The sequence below is a fragment of the Alteromonas profundi genome, from assembly GCF_010500865.1.
Lineage (GTDB): Bacteria > Pseudomonadota > Gammaproteobacteria > Enterobacterales > Alteromonadaceae > Alteromonas > Alteromonas profundi.
This window is the reverse complement of record NZ_JAAAWN010000001.1, coordinates 110,869-134,686: the sequence shown is the minus strand read 5'-3', so window position 1 is coordinate 134,686 and position 23,818 is coordinate 110,869. Positions and strand designations below refer to the sequence as shown.

The window sequence follows — 23,818 nt, the reverse complement described above, 5'->3', positions numbered from 1 at the left end:
TTACCAAGCAAGACGTCAATATTGATGTACAAACATTAACCGCCCCATCATGTGCCAACCATTTTCAGAAGTCACGATATTTAGCCTGCGCCCGATAACTTGTGTATTAGGCTTCACCCATTATTCAATTGCAAATTGCTTGTCTAATACACTCACCCCAACCCCGTTTTGCTTTTTAACTTTAAGCTGGGTAGGTATACGCTCTTTCATCGCATCAATATGGCTTATTACGCCTATCATCTTGCCACTGGCATTTAGGTTGTCTAATGCATCTAGCGCCACATCAAGGGTTTCGGCATCTAAGGTTCCAAACCCTTCATCCAGAAAGAGGGAGTCGATGCTGGTTTTAAAGCTAACCAGGTCTGACAGCGCCAAAGCTAACGCTAGACTAACTAAAAAACTTTCGCCGCCGGATAAGGTTTTGGTGTCGCGTATTACATCTCCTTGCCATGTATCTACAACACTTAGCCCCAACCCTTCTTGTTGTTTACGAATAAGTTGATAGCGCCCGTGTAACCTATCTAGTTGCTGGTTTGCCAACTGCACTAAATTATCGAGGGTTAACCCTTGGGCAAAACGTCGGAATTTATCTCCACTTGCCGAACCAATCAGCGAATGCAAATAGGCTATATCATCATAATAGGTTTCAAATGCCTTAAGTTCCTGTAGCAAGCTTTGCTGTTGTTTCAGCGCCTGGGCATTGGCCTGTAGCTTTTGCCTTAGCTCTCCTTGTTGCGATAATAACCCCTCTTTTAGCTGGTTCTTTTCAGCAATATTGTCTTTTATCACTTGCATACTTTGGGTTTGGAACTGCTCGGCGTTTTCATTAGCCAATAATGATACTTTTTGCGTTTCGGCCTGCTCGAGTAATACCGCCGCCTGTTGTTGCTGGGTTACTATACGTTGGCGAAGTTGTTGTAAGCGCTCGCGTTCTTCATAAGGCAGAAGCGCATTCAAAAACGCACTTTCCGTGTTAAAGGGGCTCGTGGCCAGTGCGCTTTCAAAACGTTGCTGCTGGGCCGATTTTGCTTCACTTATATCGTTTTTCTGCGCGCTTAGTTGCGCAATTTCACTGCGAACTGACGCTAATGCCTTGTCGCATTCGGTCATTTTTTCTCGCGCCAATTCAAGGGCTTTTTCACTCTGAGCTATATAACTCTTATGCTGCTCTCGCGTTTTACCAATATCTTTTTGAGGAAACAGGGCAACACGCTCGACAGTAAGCGCGGCAATACGTTCATTGTTACTTTCTTGCAGGGCTTGGTATTCAGCGGCCAGTTTTTCTAACTCTTGAATCTTGTTGGTTAGCGCTTGTTGCTTGCGCTGATTATCTTGCTCGCGTTCCAGCAACGTCTTAAAAGCCTCGCTCTGCTGACTATACTCACTAGCATCACGCTGCTTTTGCGCTAACCATGCGGGCAAATCCTGTGACGGCGATAACCCATGTTGTTTGATCTCGTCTTCAAGCGCTTTTTTTGAGGCCGCCAACTGTGCGTTTAATGTGGCATTGTCACTTTCGATTTCTTCAATACGTTGTGAATATTGGGTGTATTTTTCCTGCGCTAATTGACACTCGTATTCTTTCTCTCGTAGCGTCTTTTGCGTTTCATCTTGGGCTAACTTGGCCTTATGTAGGTTTTGCTCAGCTTCCTTCACGTCCTTCATTTTGAGGGTTAAGTCTTCAAGCGCTTTTTCTTGCTGGTGTTCAAAATTTGCAAAGCCGTGTGCATCATTTAGTTCATACTTACAACCAAGCTGGGTTAGTACCTGTTGCCAATCAATGCTGATTGCTTCTAACGAGGCTGAAAACTCTTTATCAGCCTCTTCACATTTTGCTTTTTGTAGTGTCAGGTTGGCTAGTTTATCCCGCGCTTCTGCGCCCTCTTTCTCGATATCGCTAAGTACACGTTTTAGCTCGTCGCGGCGCTTAACGGTTTCAGGTACGTCAATAGCCGCCTGCGCTAAATGATGCTGCTTGGAGCCACACAGCGGACAGGGTTCGCCATCTGTCAATTGTTGGCGCAGGCTGGTAAGCTCAGCGTCTTGTTCAATAAGTTTACTTACATCATTAAGCTGCTGTTGCGTACTGCGATACTTCTCGGCGAGCTGCTCACGAGTTTGGCTTGTGTCTGAATACGCTTGCACAAGCTCACTCAGTGCCGCCTTGTTTCGTTCTTGTTTAATAGTAAGCTGTTGATACTGCTGCTGAACCTGCTTACCTTGCACCACATATCGCCAACGACCGTTAAGTTCAGCTATGGTGGCGGCTAGCGCGTCTGCATCGCCCGTCTTTGTGGCTTCAATCAATGAACGCTCACACGCGTTGGTGAATTCTGTCTGCGCGGTTAGTTTATCGTGTAGCGCTTTTATTCCCTGCTGGTGCGCTGTAATACTGTCACTTAACTGCTTAAGTGATTGTTGGTTTGCCGCTTGCTTTTGTTTGTTTTCTTGATAAAGCATAGCGTCTTTATTGACACTTTTAGCCTGCTCCAGCCAACCACTAATTTTATGAGCAATGTCTCCATCAGCCTTATGTTGCTGCAAATAGCTTTCGCGCTGCACTTTTTCTAGCGCTAGGGTTTCTGTCAGCTTACTTTGCTGTTCACGTTCACTTTTATCGATATTTAGCGCTTTTGTGGTTTCATCAAGTGCATCTGTTATACGCCGATTGTCTTTCTCGTACTCTCTTAGTTTATTATCAATGGGTATAATTTTCTCAAGCACTAGCGTCTCAAAGGCATTACCCGCATTTACCGCTTCATCGCGGTTTTCACTTGCCTGATTAAAGCGGGCTTTTTCTGCCTCTAACTGGCCTTGTATCTCGGGAAGCTTTTGTTGCTTACTAACAAGCAATGCCACAACTTTACTTTCATCATCTTTAAGCTTGGTGAGTGCATCATAGGGTTGGCGTAAACGTTCGGCTGGCTCACTCTCGGCTAATTTGTCCAGTTCAGAGCTATGGGTGTCATAGTCTTTATTCGCTACAGCTACTTTTTCTTTTGCTTGATGAAGCGCGTTTTCATTTGCCTCGAATTGGCTAAGCCATTGGGCTTGTTGCTGTAATTTTTCAATTTCGCTATTGAATGTGGTTAGCTGGCTTTTCACCAACGCTAACTCGCTATTTAGCGCATTTTCTTCTTCGTCACTCAGTAACTGCACCCCCTCTAAACGAAGGTTAAAGGTATTTTTGGTGTCTTGCGCAGCTTTGTATTTCTCGTGTACCGCCTGGGAAATTTGACCGTATATTTCAGTACCGGTTAATTCTTCTAGTAGTTCTGCGCGGTCGTTTTCATTGGCGTTTAAAAATGCAGCGAAGTCACCTTGTGATAGCATCATAGATTTCGTAAAACGGGCAAAATTAAGCCCTGTAAGCCGCTCTACCTCTTCACTTTTAGGCCGCACTTGGTTGGCTAATACCTTGCCACTTGCTACTTCAGCCAGCTCAACATCTGCGCTTTGTAAATTTCCATCCGGCTTACCCCGCGCTCTTCGCATGCTCCAAAATGCACGGTACGCAGTGCCTTTTATGTCAAACTCTACCTCAGCTAAACACTCAGCACACCCACGGGTCATAATGTCGTTGGAGGTGGCCGATAGCATGCCAAGTCTTGGCGTTTGGTGATAAAGAGCTAAACAGATAGCGTCAAGCAAGGTTGTTTTACCCGCCCCCGTGGGGCCAGTAATGGCAAATAAGCCGTTGTCGATGAAAGGAGACTGAGTAAAATCAATTTTCCACTCACCTTTTAATGCATTTAAATTCTTAAGGCGCAATGTAAGGATTTTCATTAACCTTCCTCCTTCATATCAGCACTGCTACGCGCTAAATCAACCTGCTCGAACACTTCATCAAAGTGCTGCTGTATGCGCGCTTTTCGCTCTTTGCTTTCCTCGTCATCAAAATTCTCTATGGCTAGGCGGGCGTTAAATACCTCTTTAACGGATAACTCGCTTAAACTCACCTTATCGTCTGCCGACAGCGCATTTTCTACACGTTGACGACGGCGCTTCAATTGCAAAATTTCGGCATGCTTACCTTCAATTAGCACGTGAATACGTTGCTGTAAGTCGGTGAGGTAATCTTGGGTTTCAACTTCTATACACAACCAGACAGGGGATGCCTCGCTGGCTTGCTGTAATAACTCGCTGGTATTAAGCGCATGTTCTATTTCTTTTAAGTTGCCGCGAATTACCTGCATGGCCTGAAAGCGAGGAATAGCTATTGGCGTTACGCTATCGAGCTTGCCTTCTTTAAATTGTGCAATAAGCACCTGTTTTTGCGTGTTAAGTTCATCAAAACTTAACGGTATAGGCGAACCTGAATAACGAATAGATTCTCGCCCTGCCACTTTCTGTGGTCGGTGAATATGACCAAGGGCAATATAATCGGCGGGCGGAAACCCATCAGCGGCAAACCCTTCCAGGGTACCAATATAAATATCCCTTACACTCTCGCTTTGGCTTACGCCTAAGGCGGTTAAGTGGCCTGTGGCAACAATAGGTACGTTCAACGCTAATGCTTGGCGTTGGCGTAACGCTTCGCTATATAGCGTTGCGTAATGGTGTTTAATGGCATCAGCAAGGCCTTGACGTTTATCAATTGCACTTGCCCCTGCTTGGCTTTTTAATACATCTCTGGCGCGAATAAAGGGCACGGCACAAAGTATGGCGCCCACCTTACCTTCACGATCGTTTAACTTGATCACTTGCTCTTCAATATTGCCATACGTACTAGAAACTACGTGGCAGTTGAGGTAGCGCAACAGGCTTTTGCTTTCGTTAAGCACCGAGACCGAATCATGGTTGCCACCTAATACCACCAGCGAGCAGTGTTTTGATTGCAGCGCTCCTACAAACTGTAAGTAAAGCTCTCGTGCATAACTTGGCGGGGTACCCGTATCAAAAATATCACCGGCTATCACAATAGCATCAATGTGCTGCTCATCTACTAACTCAAGCATCCATTGTATAAATGCTGAATGCTCTTGTAGACGACTTTTAGTAAAAAAGCTTTGGCCTAAGTGCCAATCGGAGGTGTGAAGAATTTTCATTGAAGTGGGCTCTGGATCTGTTAACAAGCTATAGGGCGGTGTTTATAAAAGTGTTAGGTGAGTATAGGTTACCTCGCCCGAAGACACTGGTAAATCATAGGCTTAAAAACATGAGCTTACCACCGACCTTGGGTGGGTGAAAATTTTATTTGCTCGCTGCTGGCGATATAAATGCCCCATTAACTTTTGTCACTATCTAGCATTAGCCATCTTTATGAACTGCAGTATAATAGCCTAATGACATACCCCGTACCTGATACGCAGGTTGAAACCCTGTATGAAATAAAAAAGAGCAAGTTTATTGCTTATGCAGCCTATGCCGACAGTCGTGAGGCGGCCATGGCGCTGCTGGCAAAAGTGAAATCACGCTACCCTGATGCGAGGCATCACTGTTGGGCTTATCTTATTGGCTCGCCTAAGCAACCGTTGTTGCTCGCCATGGACGATGACGGCGAGCCGAGTGGAACAGCAGGTAAGCCTATTCTAAATGTACTACAGCACAAAAACGTAGGCGACGTTATGGTTATCGTCACCCGTTATTTTGGTGGTATAAAACTGGGCGCTGGCGGGTTAGTTCGCGCCTATTCTGCAGCAGCGCAACACGCTATGTCACAGCTACCAACCAAACAAGAAGTTAACCTTAGCGAAGTGAAATTGAATGTAGACTTCAAACACGAACAATTTGTGCGTCATCTAGTGCAACATAATGGCGGGGAAGTTCGCGAGTGTCAGTATGCACAGCACGTTAGCATGTGTGTTGGCGTACCCACCGATGGAGTAGATGAATTTGAATTACAAACCGCGGCAATTCGTATAGATGTTTCTTCCTAATCCACGGTTGCAAATAAAAACCCCGTTAACGGGCATATTGCCCCGCTAACGGAGGTATATTCCTAGCTAGAATGGGTACCACGAATAGGATAGTTATTTTCAGGCTTTCGAATGAACTCAAGGCCCGATACAAGCTGCTCTAGATCTGGGCGCACGAAGGGTGCATTTGCCACATCAATAATTTGTACCTTATTGTCTTTGTTTAGAACAAATAACGCCGGTTCAGCGAAATTATGATCTGTTTCTTTTTCAGAACGCGGCTGAGATATATAAACCCCTAACGTTTTCATATCTTGCTCAGATAAGCCGTAAGCAATAGGAAAGGTAATGGATAAATCGTCTAAATGGGCATCTAGCTGCGCTTTACTATCAGCGCTTACCGCTACAAAGTCTACGCCTAGCTCTAAAAGACGCGCTTTGTAATCTTCTAATGCGTTAAGAAACTTGGTACAGATAGGGCAATGCTTTCCTCGGTAAACCACCACCATTTTCCAGTCACAACCTTCCCGTCTATTATCTAAAGATACCGATTCGCCCGAATGAAGGGTTGCAGATACGTCGGGGAATTCTGAGCCTGCATGTAGTTTTTGCGTGTACATAATAACTCCTTTCTCACATACGATTGAAAATGAAAAGCGGCGTCTTAATGACACCGCTTTGGTTCCCATAAGCGGTTGTTGTTACCCTTTATGTATTGTTACCTATGTATTGTTACGCATCAGTTACTGCGAGGATCGTTTTCCTGTTAGGGCTTCACATAGCCTTCGTTCGCTTTAATGGTTAATGGATGGTAGCCCGGCTTAGCTTCAGCAAACGCCTTCGCAGCAAACGCTTTACCTTCTGGCGTTTTTACCAACTCTCTGTATAACGGCTTCACAAGTTTGTTGCGCCCAATTGACGTAAGATACTCATACAAGCGTTCATAAGCTGGCTTATATTCATTAGCCACTGCAATCATTAACCAGCTATGGGCAATTTCGTTATTGCTGGTGGTGGTTAACGAAAAGGCAGCATCTAGTTCATCTAGCTGAGCTGCACTAAGGCTGTTTGGCATATTGTTAAGAAAGTACAGCCATTGATGCACGGTCCACAAACGCGTATCAATATCGCTTGCCGGGCGTGTACCTGCTAGCCACTGAGCTCTTATATCATCAATAGTATCAAAGGCATCAGACTCAGGTTGTGGCGCATTATCGGGTAAACCAGGCTCAAATATCCATGCATGAATACGCTCACGGTCGAGTTTTTGCGGGTAGCTTGCCAACAACGTTTTATCGAGGTAGGCAATAAATTGATCGGTCGTAATGCTCTGAAACTCAAAGTCTTCAAAATATTGCATTAAGAAGGCATCAAAGTTTTTTCGGCCAACTTTTTGCTCTAATTCACGTAAAAATAATGCGCCCTTCTCATAAGGTATATTAGAGAACACATCGTCAGGATTTCTCCCCCGTAAATCAATAGCGAGTATTTCATCTTGCTCATTTAATGCAGCTAAGTCACGTTGAAGATCTTGGTAGCCCAGCACGGCTTCCTGCTTATACCTTTCATGGCCGTAAACCACTTCCATTATGCGATAAGTAAGATACGTAGTGAAACCCTCGTTTAACCAAAGGTCACGCCATGTTGCATTTGTTACCGTATTGCCCGACCAGCTGTGCGCTAATTCGTGCGCAATTAGTGCAACTAAACTCTTGTCACCTGCAATAACGGTTGGTGTGATAAAAGAAAGACGAGGGTTTTCCATGCCACCGAAAGGAAATGAGGGGGGCAATATCAGTAGATCATATCTGTCCCACTGATAAGGACCATAGGTTCTTTCCGTAACCTCTAACATAGCTTCGGTATCTTCAAACTCAGCGGCCGCTGCATCAAGCAAAGCGGGTTCCGCATAAACCCCGGTACGCTTACCCATAGATTTAAACTTAAGGTCACCAATAGCAAGCGCAATTAAGTAGGATGGTACTGCCTGAGGCATTGTGAAGCTATAATCGCCATCGCGCTTCGTGGTAGGGTCGTTAGCGGCACTCATTACTGCAAGTAATTCAGGTGGCGTTTTTATGTTTGCGTCGTAGGTTACACGCACTTTAGGGGAGTCTTGTAGCGGAATAAAGCTTCGAGCGTGGACTGCTTGGGCCTGCGTAAATAAAAAGGGATGCTGCTTACCTGCCGTTTGTGCGGGCGTTAACCATTGTACACCGGAAGCCTCTGCAGAGGTTGAGTACGCTACCGTCACCGACTTAGCGTGTTCTGGTAAGGTTATTGACAGTGGGGTGCCTAAATCAGGGTCGGTTTCCCCAAGTTCATAAGCAATGTCTTCACCTTCTACAGTTACTTTAGCAATATTAAGAGCGCGGGTATCTAAAATAAGCTGATTATTGGTTGGCGCTGCGCGCTCTATATCTAGCGTTACCTTACCCACCAACTGTTTCGTATCAAAATTAGCACTAAGATCGAGAGATAAGTGCGTTACACGAATTTCATCAGGGTTAGAAAAAGAGTGATAATCCACACCAGTGGCGATATCAGACACTACAGCCTCAGCTGCCGTATCGGTTTTTCCCTTACCCTGTTGCTGTGACTCCACCGTGGTGCTAGACGGTGTCGTCATCGCTTCATCTGTTTGACTGGCTTTCTCACTGCACGCAAACAGTAGCGGTGCACACACAAAGGTGGCGAACATCCCATAGTTTTTCATATCGCTTCCTAGTCATTTTTTCTGCCTTAAACATACTATCAAGTCATAACTTAACTGGCGATATCAGAAACGTTCAATTGCCAACAATAATCGTTGCCTGTAAAACGAATAACGCCCCATACCAACGCTAGCTTTATCCGCACTATTGATTAAAAAGCGAGTTAATAAAACTGACAGCCGGTGTAGAGAAGGTTTTACAAAAAGGGCTAAGGTGTAATCTGATTGTCATCGCTATTAGTAACAATTCTGCTATGCTTTAAATTTCAGCGAACAAGTGTGCGCTTAAATTGTCAAACCACCCGTGATAAACCTATTCTCAACCCAGAATGCTTTATCATACAGCTGATAAACCGAAACAGGAGCATCGATGAAATCCACCCCATCAAACAATGAGAGTATTCCAAAACAAGCCTACTCATTAGTTGAAGAGTGGCTTAATAGCGTAAGCCACGGCATTGGCCTTGTAGCGGCCATTGTAGGGCTGGTAATTATGCTGTATCGCGCTGAAGATAGTTTGTCGGTTACGGTAGCTGCCATCTACGGCTCAACGCTTATTTTAATGTTTTTAAGCTCAACCCTTTACCACGCCATCACCCACCCTCAAGCAAAAGGCTGGCTTAAATTATTTGACCACAGTGCTATATATTTATTGATAGCGGGTACTTACACACCGCTACTTTTGGTGGCTATTGGTGGTGCATTGGGCATTACGATGACGGCGGTAATATGGTGCTTAGCCATCGGTGGTGTAGCGTTTAAACTCGTCGCTCAGCATAGATTTCCGAAAGTCTCTGTCATGACCTACTTGCTGATGGGATGGATAGCATTAGGGCTTATTTATCCGTTATATTTAGCCCTTCCTAAAGCCGGGCTGTGGCTGCTTGTAGCAGGCGGCTTAAGCTTTAGTATTGGCGTGTGCTTTTACGTAGCAAAAAGAGTAAAATACACCCATGCTATATGGCATATGTTTGTGATTGGTGGCTGTGCTTGCCATTTCTTTTCTATTTATTATTTTGTGGTATGACTGAAACTTACGTGAATACAAATTTATTAAATGAGGCGTCGTCAGAACGCCCTGCATTGGCATGGTTTTCTCTAAGTGCAGGCAAGATATGTTTAGGGGGTAAACCCACCGACGAAAGCTATCAGAAGTTAAAGTCATTAGGTGTTACACACCTTGCCACTGTGCAAACAGGCGAAGAACAGGCCCCCGTTATTCGTGATAAAGCACACGCTGCGGGTTTAGCATGGCTGTGGGTGCCTTTTACATCGCCAGGCGCTTCTTCCTCTACCGACGATGTACATTTACATCAATATCTTCACGAACTTTCTCAAATGTTACAAGAAGGCGCGAGCATTTATCTTCATTGCGACGGAACTGGCCACCGCTGCAGCTTGCTTTTTTATGCGCTGTGTCATTATTGCCGATTACCGTCAAACAGTGCGTACAGCGCATTGCATAGCTTTGGCCATGGTGCAGCTAACCACCTTCCCCGGGCCGACCTAAGCTGGGCAGCATCGCTAGGCCATGAAGCTCCTAAAGCCTAGCTAGCTATGAGTCCTACAATCTAAGGTTAGCTTAAGCGCGTTGCTAGGTTAATTTAGGAATAGGCAGTAACGGCGCAATTATTTCACCCACTCTTCTAAACAACTGCATTCTTGTTGTGCCAGAGCGCCATACTAGGCCGATTTCTCGGTAGGCTTGCTCTTCAGCGGCGAAACTTTTCAAGTTAGTGTGGCGAATAATAGACTGATTTAGCGCTAACTCTGGCAAGAATGTATACCCCATCTTACTTTTTGCTAATTGCACCAAGGTATACAAACTACTGGCCGCTACACTGCTTATTTGATCGCTATGCTGCAAGTTGCACGCACTCACCGCATGGCCGGTCATACAGTGCTCTTGTTGCAATAAAAAGATACTCTTTTTAGGCAAGTGAGATATATCTACCGGTTCAGGCAATTGTGCTGCCATTTCTTCATGCGCAATAAGATGAAAGGGGTCATGACCCAATACCATTTGCTTACACCCAGGTGTTTCCATCGGCAATGCGAGAATCAGAAGATCTAAGCGGCCATCGGTTAACTGTTGCAGTAAGTTTTCTGTCGTGTCTTCCTGCATTTCTAAATTGATTTCAGGCAAAAACGAAGAAAAGGCCCCTATCATTTCTTCAAACAAAAAAGGGGCAATAGTAGGAATAACCCCAAGCTTTAGGGTACCTCGCTGCCAGTTACCGGCGTTTTGAGCATACTCTACTAACTCTCCCGCCTCTTGCAGAAGCACTTTACTGCGCTCGACAATGTCTAACCCTAGAGAGGTAAAAACAAACGTTTTGTGTTCACGCTCAAGCAATTGGCTACCAAAATGTTCTTCAAGGTTTTGGATAGCCGTACTCAACGTAGACTGACTGACATTACAACGCTGGGCCGCACGATGAAAATGCTGCTCTTGATGTAAGGTCACTAAATAATGAAGGTGCTTTAAATTAGGCCATTTCATAAAATATATATTCTGATTAAAATTATAATTTTCAATCTAACATAAGGATTACAAAAGAGACAAGATCCTGACTAAATACCCCTATATATTTAAAGATAATTTCTTCGATGTTAGGGTTTTATTCTATACTTAGGGGAAAACCATCGGGTTCATCCGAGCCTCGTATGTTGACACTATAAGTTTGTTGCCGCAGCGCTAAGGATCTTCATGAACGGGCATTACAGGAATATTTTATGTGTACTGAGTGACACGCATCACCAGGATAACGTGGTGAAGCAAGCTGTACACATTGCGAAAAGTCATCAAGCATCACTTACGTTGATGTTAGCCTTAGAATCACTACCGCCGAACGCCAGTATCGTCATGGCTTCATTTACAGCGCTAGATTCACAGCAATCCATGGAAGCACAAGCCAATGACTGGCTAGTCAAGCATGCCGACAAATGGTCACAGAAATACCCTGTTAAGACACACCTTTGTATTGGTAACCCGCTTATTGATATTGTACGTTATGTTCAAAAAGACGGCTGCGACCTAGTTATTAAAAAAGCAGAAGACAGCTTTTTAGACCGGTTATTTGGCAGTTTAGATATGCGGTTACTGCGAAAATGCCCTTGCCCCGTGTGGGTGCTTGACCCTAACCACGAAGGAAAATACAAAAATGTGGTAGCTGCGGTAGATTTAAATTACCACTACCCTGAACACGAAATTGCACTACGAAAGAAGCTCAACTTAGAGATACTTTACCATGCAAGTAAAATTGCACTCCTTGAGTTTTCCCAGTTACATATCGTGCATATATTCGATTCTGTGCCTGAGAATATTAGGCGTGATGGCTTTATTTCGGTAGATGACAACCATATGGAAACTGACTTAGCCAAAATTCACGCCGAACGTGAGCAGGCTTTAGAAGTACTATTAGGCGAATTAGAAGCTAAGTTAGCCCCTGATGTTATGGACTACCTAAAACCCAATGTCCATATTGTGCATGGCTATCCAAGGCGCGAAATAGCTGCAACTACCCAGTCATTGGCAACCGATGTTATTGTTATGGGTACCCTCGCTCGCTTAGGTGTGCCTGGCTACATTATGGGGGGCACTGCAGAGGAAACCATACAACAGCTAAACTGTGCCGTGGTTGGCCTTAAACCTGAGGGCTTTGTGTCTCCCATTACGTTAGAGGATGAAAGTTAGCTTACTGGGCATAAATAGCAGACATAAAAAAACCGCAGTACTGCGGTTTTTTTGTCTTTATAGTTTTCTCTACCTACCGGTTAAACGCCCTTTCGCTGTGTATGCGCTTAAGCCACGCCAAAGGCTGCTTTCAGTATATAGAAGAAAATAATAGATAAGATGGCCCCAGCAGGTAAGGTTACTATCCAAGACACCACAATGTTGCGAACAATGCCAAGGTTAAGTGCTGCCACGCCTCTTGCTAAACCTACACCAAGTACTGCGCCAACTAAGGTTTGTGTGGTAGAGATCGGCAAACCTGTACCCGATGCGATAACTACCGTTGTGGCCGCGGCTAGTTCGGCGGCGAACCCCCGGCTAGGCGTTAAGTGGGTAATACCATGACCAATAGTTTTGATCACGCGCTGCCCAAACAAGGCTAGACCCAAGACGATACCTACGCCACCTAGGGGTAATATCCATGGAGCAAGTTTAGCACTTGAGCTTATCTCACCACCGCTACTTACTACGCTAACTACCGCAGCTAACGGGCCAATAGCATTAGCGACATCGTTTGAGCCATGAGCAAACGCCATACAGCAGGCAGTAACGACCATTAGTAAAGCAAACACTTTTTCAATATTCGCTGTTTGCACATCAGCATCTTGTGATTCGGTAAACTTCATACGGCTAATGAACCACTTACCAAAAATACCCAGTATTACTGCGATAGCGACCGCCAGTAATTCGCCATTGTAGGAACTAAACTCGAGCCCCACATGCTTTAAGCCCTTTTTAATCGTTACTAGCGACATGATGAAGCCCGCAAGTGCCATATAAAACGGTATATAGCGTTTTGCGTTTTCTAACGGCGACTTCGTTTCAAAAATAAGTTTATGGGCGCTTTGGTAGATAAGATAAGCAATGAGACCTGAGATAGCCGGCGTAATAACCCAACTGCCTACAATACCCCCTACTTTACTCCACGCTACCGCATCCATACTTACGCCTGTGGCGGTGAACCCTACAATGGCACCAATGATGGAGTGCGTGGTAGATACCGGCCACCCTAGCCATGAAGCTACAGCAAGCCATATGCCCGCCGCGAACAGCGAAGAAATCATGCCTAATACTAGATATTCGGGCATGGCAGAAAAATAGTCTGCATCTATAATGCCTTTACGAATGGTAGAGGTCACCTCTCCCCCCGCTAAATAGGCGCCGGCAAACTCAAAGATCATGGCAATGATAATTGCTTGTTTAATTGTTAATGCCTTTGAACCCACAGAGGTTCCCATTGCATTAGCAACGTCGTTTGCCCCGATACCCCATGCCATCACAAAGCCAACTCCGGCTGCAAGAAGTATAAGAATCAGACCATAACTTTCAAAAAAATCCACGGTTAATCGCTCCCGTTTATGTACGCGCTGTTAGCTAAATACCGCCGCAGCAGATAATGACGTGGCCAATTATCTGAGACACCAGTGTCAATGAAAAGAGAGTTGAGCCTTTTCATAGGCTTTGCGTAATTTTTGCACTATCTGTTGTTGGTTGCGGCGCATAATAACGTAATCGTCTGCTAAGCCATAGTGAAAATCGTCGAAAATCTGCAATTCAGTATAGTCACTTCAAACAACCGGCGATAATTACGCCAAATATTTCACTTTTATGACAATTCAGCCACTAAAGTTCATATCAACCCGTCTAATTTTTGTTGTATATTTTCAAGTGGTGTATGTCTTACGTCAGTCCCTCGGGTCAGGTAAACGACATATTCACACACATTTTTACAGCGATCACCAATTCGCTCTAAAGAGCGAAGTGCCCAAAGCACATCTAACCAATCTTGCATTCCCCCTGAGCTTTTCTCCATTTGTTCGGTGGTGTAGCTAAGCAGGTGTTTATATTCGCTATCAATACGATTATCTTGTTCATATACCTCTAATGCGGCCTGTTCGTCTTGCCGCGCAAAAGCGTCAAATGTGCCTCTCATCATTACGGCTACACGCTCGCCAATTAACAACATGCTACTTTTTATGGTATACGAGTGGGGTAACTTATTTCGTGTTACTAATTTGGCTATGCGTTCTATTTCATCCCCCATCCGCTCTATATCGGCTATAGCCTTAGCAATAGTCATTATTAAACGTAAATCGCTGGCGGTGGGATGGCGCTTAGCGATAATGCGCAGACATTCTTCATCTATCTGCACTTCCATTGAGTTAATCTTTAGGTCGTTTAATACCACTTTTTCTGCCAGCCCAGCATGGTTTAACTTTATCGCCTTTAGCGTATCGATAAGCTGCTTTTCTACTTCTCCGCCCATCGTTAATACTGAGTTTCGAAGATTTTCTAACTCTATATTAAAGGTGTCTGAGATGTGCGTATTTAAAGCGATTTGGCGCATAGTGTTACCTATATTGCAATGAACACCCGGGTTACCCGTAGCGCCCAGTAATGTAATCTTCGGTTTGTTTTTTCTCTGGCATAGTGAATAAGGTATCGCTATCGGCATACTCTATTAGCCGACCTTGATGAAAAAACGCCGTATAATCAGAGACCCTCGCAGCTTGTTGCATATTGTGGGTTACAATAACAATAGTACAGCGCTGCTTAAGTTCCGCCATTAACTCTTCAATAAACAAAGTAGTAAGCGGGTCTAGCGCAGAGGTAGGCTCATCTAGCAGCAAAATATCTGGCTTTAACGCTAGGGCGCGGGCAATAATCAAGCGTTGCTGTTGGCCACCTGACAGTAAATGGGCAGATTCGAATAAACGGTCTTTCACCTCTTCCCACAACGCGGCTTCTTTAAGTGCGCTTTCCACCGCATCGTCTAAATGCCGTCGTATGTTCACGCCCTGCAGTTTTAACCCGTAGCACACGTTATCGTAAATACTCATGGGGAAAGGATTAGGCTGTTGAAACACCATACCCACCCGCGTACGCAAGCGAGCCACATTTACCTTGGCATGATTGATGTTCTTCCCACCTATCACAATTTCACCCTTGTATTTACAGCCGTTGTATAAATCGTTTAGCCGATTGAAACAGCCAAGCAAGGTAGATTTTCCGCATCCACTTTGGCCTATAAGTGCGGTTACCTTATTTTTTGGAATGCGCATCGATATGTCATGCAAGACGTGTTTGTCCCCAAACCACAAGTTCAATTCGCGCACATCAATAGCCGATGATGCTTTCTCTAACTCATGTATTTTGGGTGTGTTGTGTTGAAACAGCTTAAGCATGCAATCAATTAACCTTGTAAATAACGCTTGCGTAGACGCGTACGCAGTATAACGGCGGTTACATTTAAAACAAATACCACGACTAATAACAAGAGGCAGGAGGCAAACATCATAGAAGCGCTCTTCGCATCGGTTTGACTATGAAATGCCCCATCGTAAATAAGCACGCCTAAGTGCATAAATTGCCGGTCTAGGTGCAAATAAGGAAACTCGCCATCGATAGGAAGGTTAGGCGCAAACTTCACCGCCCCCACCAACATCAAGGGCGCTACTTCTCCTGCAGCGCGTGCTATCGCGAGAATAACGCCGGTCATTATGCCTGGCGATGCTATAGGTAAGATAATTTTACGAATGGTTTCAGCCTTGGTGGCCCCTAATGCAAAACTTCCTGAACGCAACCCTTTAGGCACCCGGGCTAGGCCTTCTTCTGTAGCCACAATAACAACCGGAAGAGTAAGTATTGCCATGGTCAATGCAGCCCAAAACACACCAGGTGCGCCCATAGTAGGTGCTGGTAAGTGATCAGAAAACAATAACGTATCTATGTTGCCGCCTAAGGTGTATACAAAAAAACCTAAGCCAAATACCCCATAAACAATGGAAGGTACACCAGCCATATTGCTCACACTTATTCGAATAACTGTAGTGAAACTATTATCAGGCGCATATTCACTTAAATAAATCGCCGCGAGCACGCCAAAAGGGGTAACGATTATGGTCATTAAAAAAACCATTAATACCGTGCCAAATAGCGCTGGAAATACGCCTCCTGCGGTGTTTGCTTGTTTAGGTGACTGAGATAAAAAACCCCAAACATTGCGCGCTACTACTTGCCATTTTTCAGTCAAACTTAACTGGTTTACTAAGTTTATCTGCGCTATCTGGGCTACGGTCAAGGTTAGTGTGCGACTGTCAGCAAAACGAATTGACAGTTGGTAGTTGTCTCGTAAGGTTTCTAATTCGCGTATTTCAGATAAAACCGCACGAAACCTTTGCTGCAGTTTTTCTCGGGCAGGGGCGTCGGCTTCTACACCTTTACGGTTTAATTCCACCAGCGATTGATGAATAACCGCTAATGTGTCTTGCTGTAGACGTTCAATTTCACTTGAAATTGTTTCCACCTCACCGACCACCTGTGAGTATTCGTCTAGCGCCGCACGCGCATGCTGAGGCGTAATCAGAAAATCGGGGGCAGCAAAAATCATACGCCCATCGTTTAGTTTAATTTCTGCTACATCCAATACTTGCTGTTGGGAAACAATACTTTGCTCCTCCAGCATAAGAAAAGAGCCGTAGGGGTTGTTTGCATGGCTATAACGAAGCTGTACTATTTTTTCTTCTTCATTTTGTTCATGAATCTGTGCAAACACGCTATACGATTGATTGCTGTGCTGGTATTTAACAAGGTAGAGAGGGTCTGGCCAAAAATAGGCGCCGCCCCGGGAGGCTATTAAGATGAATATGTATACCAAGCCAATTAATAGCAAACTAGTAAAAAACGCACTTAGGCTAATAACTAATGATTGGCGCTGAACGGCTGTGAAGAGACCCCGGATTAGATTAACCATAATATCCCTTAGGCCGTAACCGTCTGCGTATTATCTCTGCCACCGTATTTACGACAAACGTAAAGCCAAACAATATGCATGCGGTAAGAAATAAAATTTGATAATGGGCTGAAGATACATCGGCCTCCGGCAATTCGATAGCCAAGTTAGCGGTTAATGCCCGTAGCCCTTCGATGAGCCCCCAACTGGCCACAGGCGTGTTTCCTGTTACCATTAGCACTATCATGGTTTCGCCAAAAGCCCGCCCAAAGCCTAACATTATTGCAGCAACGATACCCGGTAGCGCAACGTGAAGTACTACGTGTACTAAGGTTTGCAGGCGTGTAGCACCAAGCGCAAACGATGCATATTTTAAATCTTGAGGCACGCTACTTATGGCATCTTCGGCAAGGGAGTAGATACTTGGAGATATGGCTAACCCTAGTGCAATAGCCACCACTATGGTGGTTTTACCTATAGGGCTTTCACTGCCCGATGACAACAGTGCATAACCATCAATATCTAATACTGAAAAAAGCCATTGCGGTGCCCACTCAACACTAATATACCCCAGAACTAAAATACCCAGACAGGCAAACAACAGCTCGCTACCGTGTCGCACGCTTAGAGGTATTAAATCAGCTAACTTACGTTGAATCAGCGCAATCAAAATAAGTGTAATAGGGACGGTAATAAGAAAAAAAGCGAAGGAAAACAAAAATTGCTCAGCTTTAGGTGATAACCATATTGCGGCAATAAAACCGATTAATACGCTAGGTACGGCTTCGAGCATTTCAATTGCGGGTTTTATTGCATGTCGTAACCGATTTCTGGTAAAAAAACCGGTATAAATAGCCGCACCTAACGACACTGGGAGCGCAATAAATAATGCCAGTAGTGAGGCTTTTATACTGCCCATAAGTAAGGGGATAAGGCTAAATTTTGCTTCCTGAAAATCTGACGCGCTGGTGGTTTGCCATACTTCTTGTGTTTTCGCGTAGCCTTCATAATGCTGGGGATAAAATAACGAATTCCAGGTTGTTACCCCACTTAAATGTTCGGCCCGCCAAACAAACAGTTTTTCATGATTATAGCCAAACAGCCTACTTCCAAACCACGAAATACCTACTACAGAGCTAGACAATTCCTGTTCATTGACAGTTTCGCCGCTTACTCTGTTGATAATGCGTATGGCGGGTTTATCGGTTAAAATAGCCACCGCGTTAGCATTCGCATGTTCTTTTACATCAAGCACTGTTTCGCCCTTTGCAAGAGCAATACTATAGGTTTGCTCATAGCCTAGCTCACCGTTTTCAGGCCGTAGTACCCACCTTGTTAAATGGGTGTCCCGAGAGGACTTATCTTGAATAAAAAAAGTACGATCTTTTTGTAGGCTAAATAGCTGCTTCGCTAGGCCCTTACTTTTTATGGGGGCTGACAGTGTAGTAAGTAGCCGGGTTTTCCCTTCACCTTGAAGCGGCAGTATATAAAGCTTACGCTTACGGGCGAAAACCATCATCTCCGTTCCTGGTAACAACACCACATCATCGACATCATTAAACTGTCTATCAATAATTTGGGTGGGGTTTTTACGGTTAACCCAGCGCACAAAAATGCCATTAGACGTGTTAATTTTTAGCGCTGCCCAACGCTGGGATAGTGCCAGCTTCCAGTCTTCCTTGGCCTGCCAAAGTGCCCGAGGAACGGAAAAAGACAACCCCGCGGCCAGGGCCGAGGTATGCGTGTTAGCGCTGTTGTTAACTTGAGGGATTTTTGTCGCGAACCTTGTACCTACATCAAATAGCGCTCTGACTGGGATTAGACGTACCTGCCCGCTGGCCGATATATCGATAACCGTATTTTCCCCCATTAGCGAAACGGCAGAAAGGGTGTGTTCACAGGGGCTGATATAAGACTGTTCTTGAACCAGCTTTGTACCATCTGCAGCATTAAATAGCGTTAAATGACATGACTGTCCCTTCATTATAATAGGCTGATCAGCTGCGATATCTCCACTGACAATAAACTCGTTATCTTCAGGTAGTGAGTAGACGGCTTCTTGCTGCAATGTGGGCGTCATTGCTAGGGGTAGCGCCTGACTAATAAGATGAGAAATAAGTACAACTAGCGTGAGTAAAACCAACCCGCCAAACATGGTCACGATATGGCGCATCCACTTGTCGTGACGCTGGCGCGATTTGTTTATGCTGTCTTTATCAGAAGTCATTCTTATTGATTAAAATCGTCAGGCTAAATTTGCACTGGTGAGCAGTGTAAGTTTTGTTATGCTAATAGCAAGCGAAAGTTTTTTTGATAAACCTATCGCGTCAACACGTTGTGACCGATAATATGTCGAACAAACCACATTAGTACATGCATTTTGTCAGGCATGAAACAGGAGTTTTATATGCAATCCCTTGTTATCAGTATTATGGGTAAAGATAAACCGGGTATCGTTGATGCGTTGGCTAAATGTATTTATCAGCATAGTGGAAACTGGCTGGGTTCAAGTTTTGCGCATATGGCGGGTATGTTCACTGGCTTTGTAGAAGTGCATGTCAGTGCCGATAAAAAGCAGCCGCTTATTGACGCGCTAGATAGTATTAGCGATTTATCAGTACAAGCAGTAGAAACCAATGCTTCTGCTACCCCCCACCCCACCGAACTGTCGGTTGAAGTTATGGGTAACGACAAACCAGGTATCGTTCAAGAACTCACCAGTGTGTTAAACCAATTCAATCTTAACATTGTCAACTTTACTTCTCATTGTGAGAGCGCGCCAAATTGGGGAAGTTTAATGTTTAAAGCTACCGCGGTAATCGCTGTGCCTACCGAATTTGACCATGACGCGCTGCAACAAGCATTAGAGTCTTTGTCTAACGATTTAGTGGTAGAAATTGAAACTAAACAATAACGCCTTGTCTTACGAGGCGGTGGCCTGGCCCGACAACTTAAGATTTCCCCACTGTCATAGCAATGTCATTGACCCATGGCAGTCTGTCACCTTTTTTAACAAGTGAATACCAAATTCTATGGATAACGAAGACTTATATTATCCCAAAGAGCTGAGTTGGCTCGCCTTCAACGAACGCGTATTACAAGAAGCCGCAGATGAAAATACCCCCGCCGTAGAGCGTATCCGTTTCCTGGGTATTTATTCCAATAACCTTGATGAGTTTTATCGCGTTCGAGCCGCAGGTGTTAAGCGCCAAATAACCATTGCCCAAAATGATGGCAACGAAGCAGAAGCTGAGCGGCAAATTGAATTGATGGAACGCATTCAAAACAAAGTAGTACAGCTCTCTGATAAATTTGATGAAATTCACAAAGATGTACTTAAATCTCTTGCCCGCTATAACATTCATATTTTACGTAAAAATCAGCTTAACGATTATCAAAAAAGTTGGGTGCGCAAATTTTTTGTAAACAAAGTTCTGCGCCATATCGCCCCTATATTAATTGATAAGAAGGTAGACTTGTTAAGCCGCTTAAATGGTACGTCTGTATACCTTTATGTGGCACTGCGCAGAAAAGAGCGTAATACGCGCTTTGCTGTTATTCAGGTTCCTACCGGTGAAATGTCACGCTTTATGCTAATTCCACCAGAACGTAGCCGTAAGCAAAAGCACATTATTATGCTAGATGATGTCATTCAGCTATGCCTTGAGGATATTTTCCGTGGTTTCGTGAAGTTTGATGAAATCGAGTCTTTCTCATTTAAAATGACCCGCGACGCAGAATACTCAATTAATGATGAAATTGACGAAAGCTACGTTGAAAAAATGTCTGAAAGCATGAAGCAGCGTTTGATTGCTGAACCGGTTCGCGTTATTTACGACAACCATATGCCCGAAGATATGGTAAACGACCTTAGGAAACGATTAAAGATCACCAAGCTTGATACTATGCACGCTGCCGGGCACTACCGTAACTTTAAAGACTTCATAGGCTTTCCTAATGTAGGGCGCGAATATTTAACCCATGCGCCGCTCCCCGCAATAGACTCGAATGCTTTCTCAAAATACAACACCGTATTTGATGCTATTACAGCCCACGATATTCTGCTGTATTACCCCTACCATAGATTTTTACACTTTACCGAATTTGTACGCCAAGCGGCCTTCGACCCCAGTGTAAAAGCCATTCGCATTAATATTTACCGTGTAGCCAGCAATTCTCGCATCATCAACTCGCTAATCGACGCGGTGGATAATGGCAAAAAGGTTACCGTTGTTGTAGAAATTCGTGCCCGATTTGATGAAGAAGCAAATATCGAATGGTCTAAACGCATGACGGATGCAGGGATCCGTGTTGTATTAGGTGTACCTACGCTAAAAATTCACTCTAAACTGTGTATTGTTACCCGAGAGGAGCGCGGTTCACTGGTAAACTATGCCCACTTTGGCACCGGAAACTTTAACGAGAAGACCGCTAAAATATATACCGATTTCAGCTTGTTTACGCGAAACCAAGAACTTGCCGATGAGGGGGTTAGCGTTTTCGATCTGATAAACTATCCTTACCGTAGGTATAAATTCCAACACTTACAAATATCGCCGCTGAATGCTCGAACTAAAATTCAGTCGCTTATTCGTCAGGAAATTCAACATTTGAAAGAAGGCCGGCCTGCTAAGATTACATTTAAGATTAATAATCTGGTAGATAAAGAGCTTATTGACGACTTATATCGAGCGGGACAGGCGGGAATGGAAATTCGTGGCATTGTGCGAGGTATGTGTTCCCTTAATCCAGGTGTAAAAGGGCTAAGTGAAAATATCGAAATTATATCTATCGTAGATCGCTTTTTAGAACACCCCCGGGTGATGATCTTCGAAGGGGGCGGTGAGCGCAAGGTGTTTATTTCCTCTGCAGACTGGATGACCCGAAATATGGATAATCGTATTGAAGTCGGTTGTCCAATTTACGATAAAACGTTGCAACAGCGCATTGTTGATATTATGGAATTGCAGTTTAAAGATACCTTAAAAGCACGTGTGATTGACAGAGAGCAAAGCAATAAGTACGTGCCGCGAGGTAACCGCAAAAAGTTACGCTCACAAATAGAAATTTATGACTATTTGAAGCAGATAGAAGATCAAGAAGCAGGAAGTTAATATTTAATGACGCAGCAGCAAACTGTTTTTGACACCGTAGAGAGTCGGGATTCCAACAAAGTCGCCGCATTGGACATTGGCTCAAACAGCTTTCACTTAGTGGTAGCACGTATTGTGGCTGGTTCGGTGCAGATACTGCACCGTGTAAAGCAAAAAGTGCGTCTTGCTGAAGGGCTGGATGAGAATAATGTGCTTTCTGATGAAGCCATGGAGCGTGGTTTATCCATGCTGCGCGTTATCGCAGAAAGTTTACGGGGCTTTGAGCCTGACTCGGTGCGTATTGTTGCTACCCATACTTTACGTAAAGCGGTCAATGCTCGTCTATTTATTAACTCAGCGAAAGATATTCTTCCCTATCCCGTAGAAGTGATTTCTGGGGTTGAAGAGGCACGCCTTATTTATTCGGGCGTGGCCCATACCAATCATGCCGATGGTCAGCAACTGGTTATTGATATTGGCGGGGGCTCAACAGAGTTTGTAATAGGCAAAGGCCTTACCCCCATGCTTTGCCGCAGCTTACAAATGGGCTGCGTTAGCTATACCCAGCGGTTTTTTGCCGACGGCGAGCTGAAGAAAAAGAACTTCGATAAGGCGATAACCTCTGCCTCACAACAACTTGAGCTTATTGAAACACGCTATCGCAAACTAGGTTGGGTACAATGTGTGGGCACTTCTGGAACCATACGCACTTTATTTAACCTATGTCAGCAAGATAGGCCAAATGGCCACGATATTCCGGTTACCCTAAAAAGCTTACGCAAACTGATGAAGCAGTTTATTAGTGCAGGGCATATCGATGAACTTGATTATCCCGCGTTAAGCGAAGATAGACGGGTGGTTATCGCCGGTGGCCTAGCTATTCTGATTGCCGCGTTTAAAGCACTTAATATAGAAGCACTGGTTTACTCCCCTGCCGCGTTACGTGAGGGCGTTCTCTATCAGATGGAAGATGTGCTGCACCATGCTGATATTCGCGGTAGAACCGCAAGTAGCTTAGCCACACGCTACGATGTGGATACTACCCAAGCAAATATGGTTTTAAATACTGCGCTAACCCTTTTCGACCAAGTTGATAAAACATGGAAGTTACGACAGCAAGACTTTAGGAATATGCTGGGTTGGGCAGCCTTATTGCACGAAGTAGGCCTGCAAATAAACTCTCGAGGCGTACAGCGTCATAGTGCTTATATATTAGCGAATGTCGATATGCCAGGCTTTACACAAGAGCAGCAAATGCTGTTAGCAACCTTAGTGCGTTGCCACAGAAAGAAAATACGCAAAAACGACATTCCCAGTTTTAACCTATACGATATAGACGCAATTAAGCGATTAATTGCGTTATTACGATTAAGTGTGCTGCTTAATATTAAGCGCCAAGAAGGTTTTTTACCTGACTTTAAAATTAAAGCTGGCGGCAACGACATTGAAATAACCTTCCCCGAAGGTTGGTTAGATGAAAAGCCTATTATTACCGCCGACCTAATGCGAGAAATTGGCTATTGGAAATCGTTAGATTTGGGCTTGACCGTTTTATCCGATAAATAGCCCGCCCCATTATTGTTTGCGTACAGCAACAAAAGTACGCTTTAGGCGGCCTTTAACTACGCGCATAAAAAAGGAGAGCGTTCGCTCTCCTTTTTTCAACAAGCACTTACATATTTCGCT

General features: G+C 44.5%; 17 protein-coding genes. 7 read left to right on the top strand and 10 right to left on the bottom strand.

The features are described from left to right. Nucleotides 1–120: 120 nt before the first annotated feature. Together GTH32_RS00555 and sbcD are read right to left on the bottom strand one after the other, a co-directional pair. Nucleotides 121–3,786, bottom strand: coding sequence for an AAA family ATPase (locus GTH32_RS00555; RefSeq protein WP_163083284.1), 3,666 nt, complete (start codon nt 3,784–3,786; stop codon nt 121–123). Further along, the gene (sbcD, locus tag GTH32_RS00550; protein ID WP_163083283.1) at nt 3,786–5,048 is read right to left on the bottom strand and encodes an exonuclease subunit SbcD; all 1,263 of its coding nucleotides are present in this window, start codon (nt 5,046–5,048) and stop codon (nt 3,786–3,788) included. Before sbcD ends, GTH32_RS00555 begins: the two co-directional genes overlap by 1 nt. Before the next feature lie 237 nt (nt 5,049–5,285). On the opposite strand from sbcD, the gene GTH32_RS00545 reads away from it, so the two are divergent. Beyond that, complete coding sequence (locus tag GTH32_RS00545) at nt 5,286–5,879, top strand: YigZ family protein (RefSeq protein WP_163083282.1); 594 nt, start codon at nt 5,286–5,288, stop codon at nt 5,877–5,879. Between the two features lie 62 nt (nt 5,880–5,941). Here GTH32_RS00545 and GTH32_RS00540 read toward each other — a convergent pair whose 3' ends face one another. Together GTH32_RS00540 and GTH32_RS00535 are read right to left on the bottom strand one after the other, a co-directional pair. Next, on the bottom strand, nt 5,942–6,478 hold the full coding sequence (locus GTH32_RS00540; protein WP_163083281.1) for a redoxin domain-containing protein: 537 nt from the start codon (nt 6,476–6,478) through the stop codon (nt 5,942–5,944). Between the two features lie 146 nt (nt 6,479–6,624). Beyond that, complete coding sequence (locus GTH32_RS00535; protein ID WP_163083280.1) at nt 6,625–8,574, bottom strand: M1 family metallopeptidase; 1,950 nt, start codon at nt 8,572–8,574, stop codon at nt 6,625–6,627. Nucleotides 8,575–8,941: 367 nt separating this feature from the next. On the opposite strand from GTH32_RS00535, the gene trhA reads away from it, so the two are divergent. After that, complete coding sequence (gene trhA, locus GTH32_RS00530; protein ID WP_163083279.1) at nt 8,942–9,598, top strand: PAQR family membrane homeostasis protein TrhA; 657 nt, start codon at nt 8,942–8,944, stop codon at nt 9,596–9,598. An 11-nt stretch (nt 9,599–9,609) separates the two neighbouring features. After that, on the top strand, nt 9,610–10,122 hold the full coding sequence (locus GTH32_RS00525) for a hypothetical protein (RefSeq protein ID WP_343033364.1): 513 nt from the start codon (nt 9,610–9,612) through the stop codon (nt 10,120–10,122). Between the two features lie 43 nt (nt 10,123–10,165). On the opposite strand, the gene GTH32_RS00520 is transcribed toward GTH32_RS00525, so the two are convergent. Continuing rightward, complete coding sequence (locus GTH32_RS00520; protein WP_163083277.1) at nt 10,166–11,074, bottom strand: hydrogen peroxide-inducible genes activator; 909 nt, start codon at nt 11,072–11,074, stop codon at nt 10,166–10,168. 207 nt (nt 11,075–11,281) lie between these two features. Between GTH32_RS00520 and GTH32_RS00515 the strand changes: the two genes are divergently transcribed. Then, the gene (locus tag GTH32_RS00515) at nt 11,282–12,268 is read left to right on the top strand and encodes a universal stress protein (protein ID WP_163083276.1); all 987 of its coding nucleotides are present in this window, start codon (nt 11,282–11,284) and stop codon (nt 12,266–12,268) included. A 107-nt stretch (nt 12,269–12,375) separates the two neighbouring features. On the opposite strand, the gene GTH32_RS00510 is transcribed toward GTH32_RS00515, so the two are convergent. The 5 genes from GTH32_RS00510 to GTH32_RS00490 form a co-directional block, all read right to left on the bottom strand. Beyond that, entirely contained in the window at nt 12,376–13,647 is a 1,272-nt protein-coding gene (locus GTH32_RS00510; RefSeq protein WP_163083275.1) for an inorganic phosphate transporter, read from the bottom strand. Between the two features lie 290 nt (nt 13,648–13,937). Further along, on the bottom strand, nt 13,938–14,654 hold the full coding sequence (gene phoU / locus GTH32_RS00505; protein ID WP_163083274.1) for a phosphate signaling complex protein PhoU: 717 nt from the start codon (nt 14,652–14,654) through the stop codon (nt 13,938–13,940). Nucleotides 14,655–14,685: 31 nt separating this feature from the next. Further along, nucleotides 14,686–15,492, bottom strand: a complete 807-nt coding sequence (gene pstB / locus GTH32_RS00500) for a phosphate ABC transporter ATP-binding protein PstB (RefSeq protein WP_163083273.1) — start codon at nt 15,490–15,492, stop codon at nt 14,686–14,688. Nucleotides 15,493–15,500: 8 nt separating this feature from the next. After that, a complete protein-coding gene (gene pstA / locus GTH32_RS00495; RefSeq protein WP_163083272.1) occupies nt 15,501–17,060 on the bottom strand; it encodes a phosphate ABC transporter permease PstA in 1,560 nt (519 codons plus the stop codon). Continuing rightward, nucleotides 17,053–19,266, bottom strand: coding sequence for an ABC transporter permease subunit (locus GTH32_RS00490; protein WP_163083271.1), 2,214 nt, complete (start codon nt 19,264–19,266; stop codon nt 17,053–17,055). Before GTH32_RS00490 ends, pstA begins: the two co-directional genes overlap by 8 nt. Nucleotides 19,267–19,446: 180 nt before the next feature. On the opposite strand from GTH32_RS00490, the gene GTH32_RS00485 reads away from it, so the two are divergent. From GTH32_RS00485 to ppx, 3 genes are all read left to right on the top strand, one after another. Beyond that, entirely contained in the window at nt 19,447–19,953 is a 507-nt protein-coding gene (locus tag GTH32_RS00485) for a glycine cleavage system transcriptional repressor (RefSeq protein WP_163083270.1), read from the top strand. Between the two features lie 118 nt (nt 19,954–20,071). After that, a complete protein-coding gene (gene ppk1 / locus GTH32_RS00480) occupies nt 20,072–22,153 on the top strand; it encodes a polyphosphate kinase 1 (protein ID WP_163083269.1) in 2,082 nt (693 codons plus the stop codon). A 6-nt stretch (nt 22,154–22,159) separates the two neighbouring features. Further along, entirely contained in the window at nt 22,160–23,698 is a 1,539-nt protein-coding gene (ppx, locus tag GTH32_RS00475; protein ID WP_163083268.1) for an exopolyphosphatase, read from the top strand. Nucleotides 23,699–23,818: the final 120 nt, after the last annotated feature.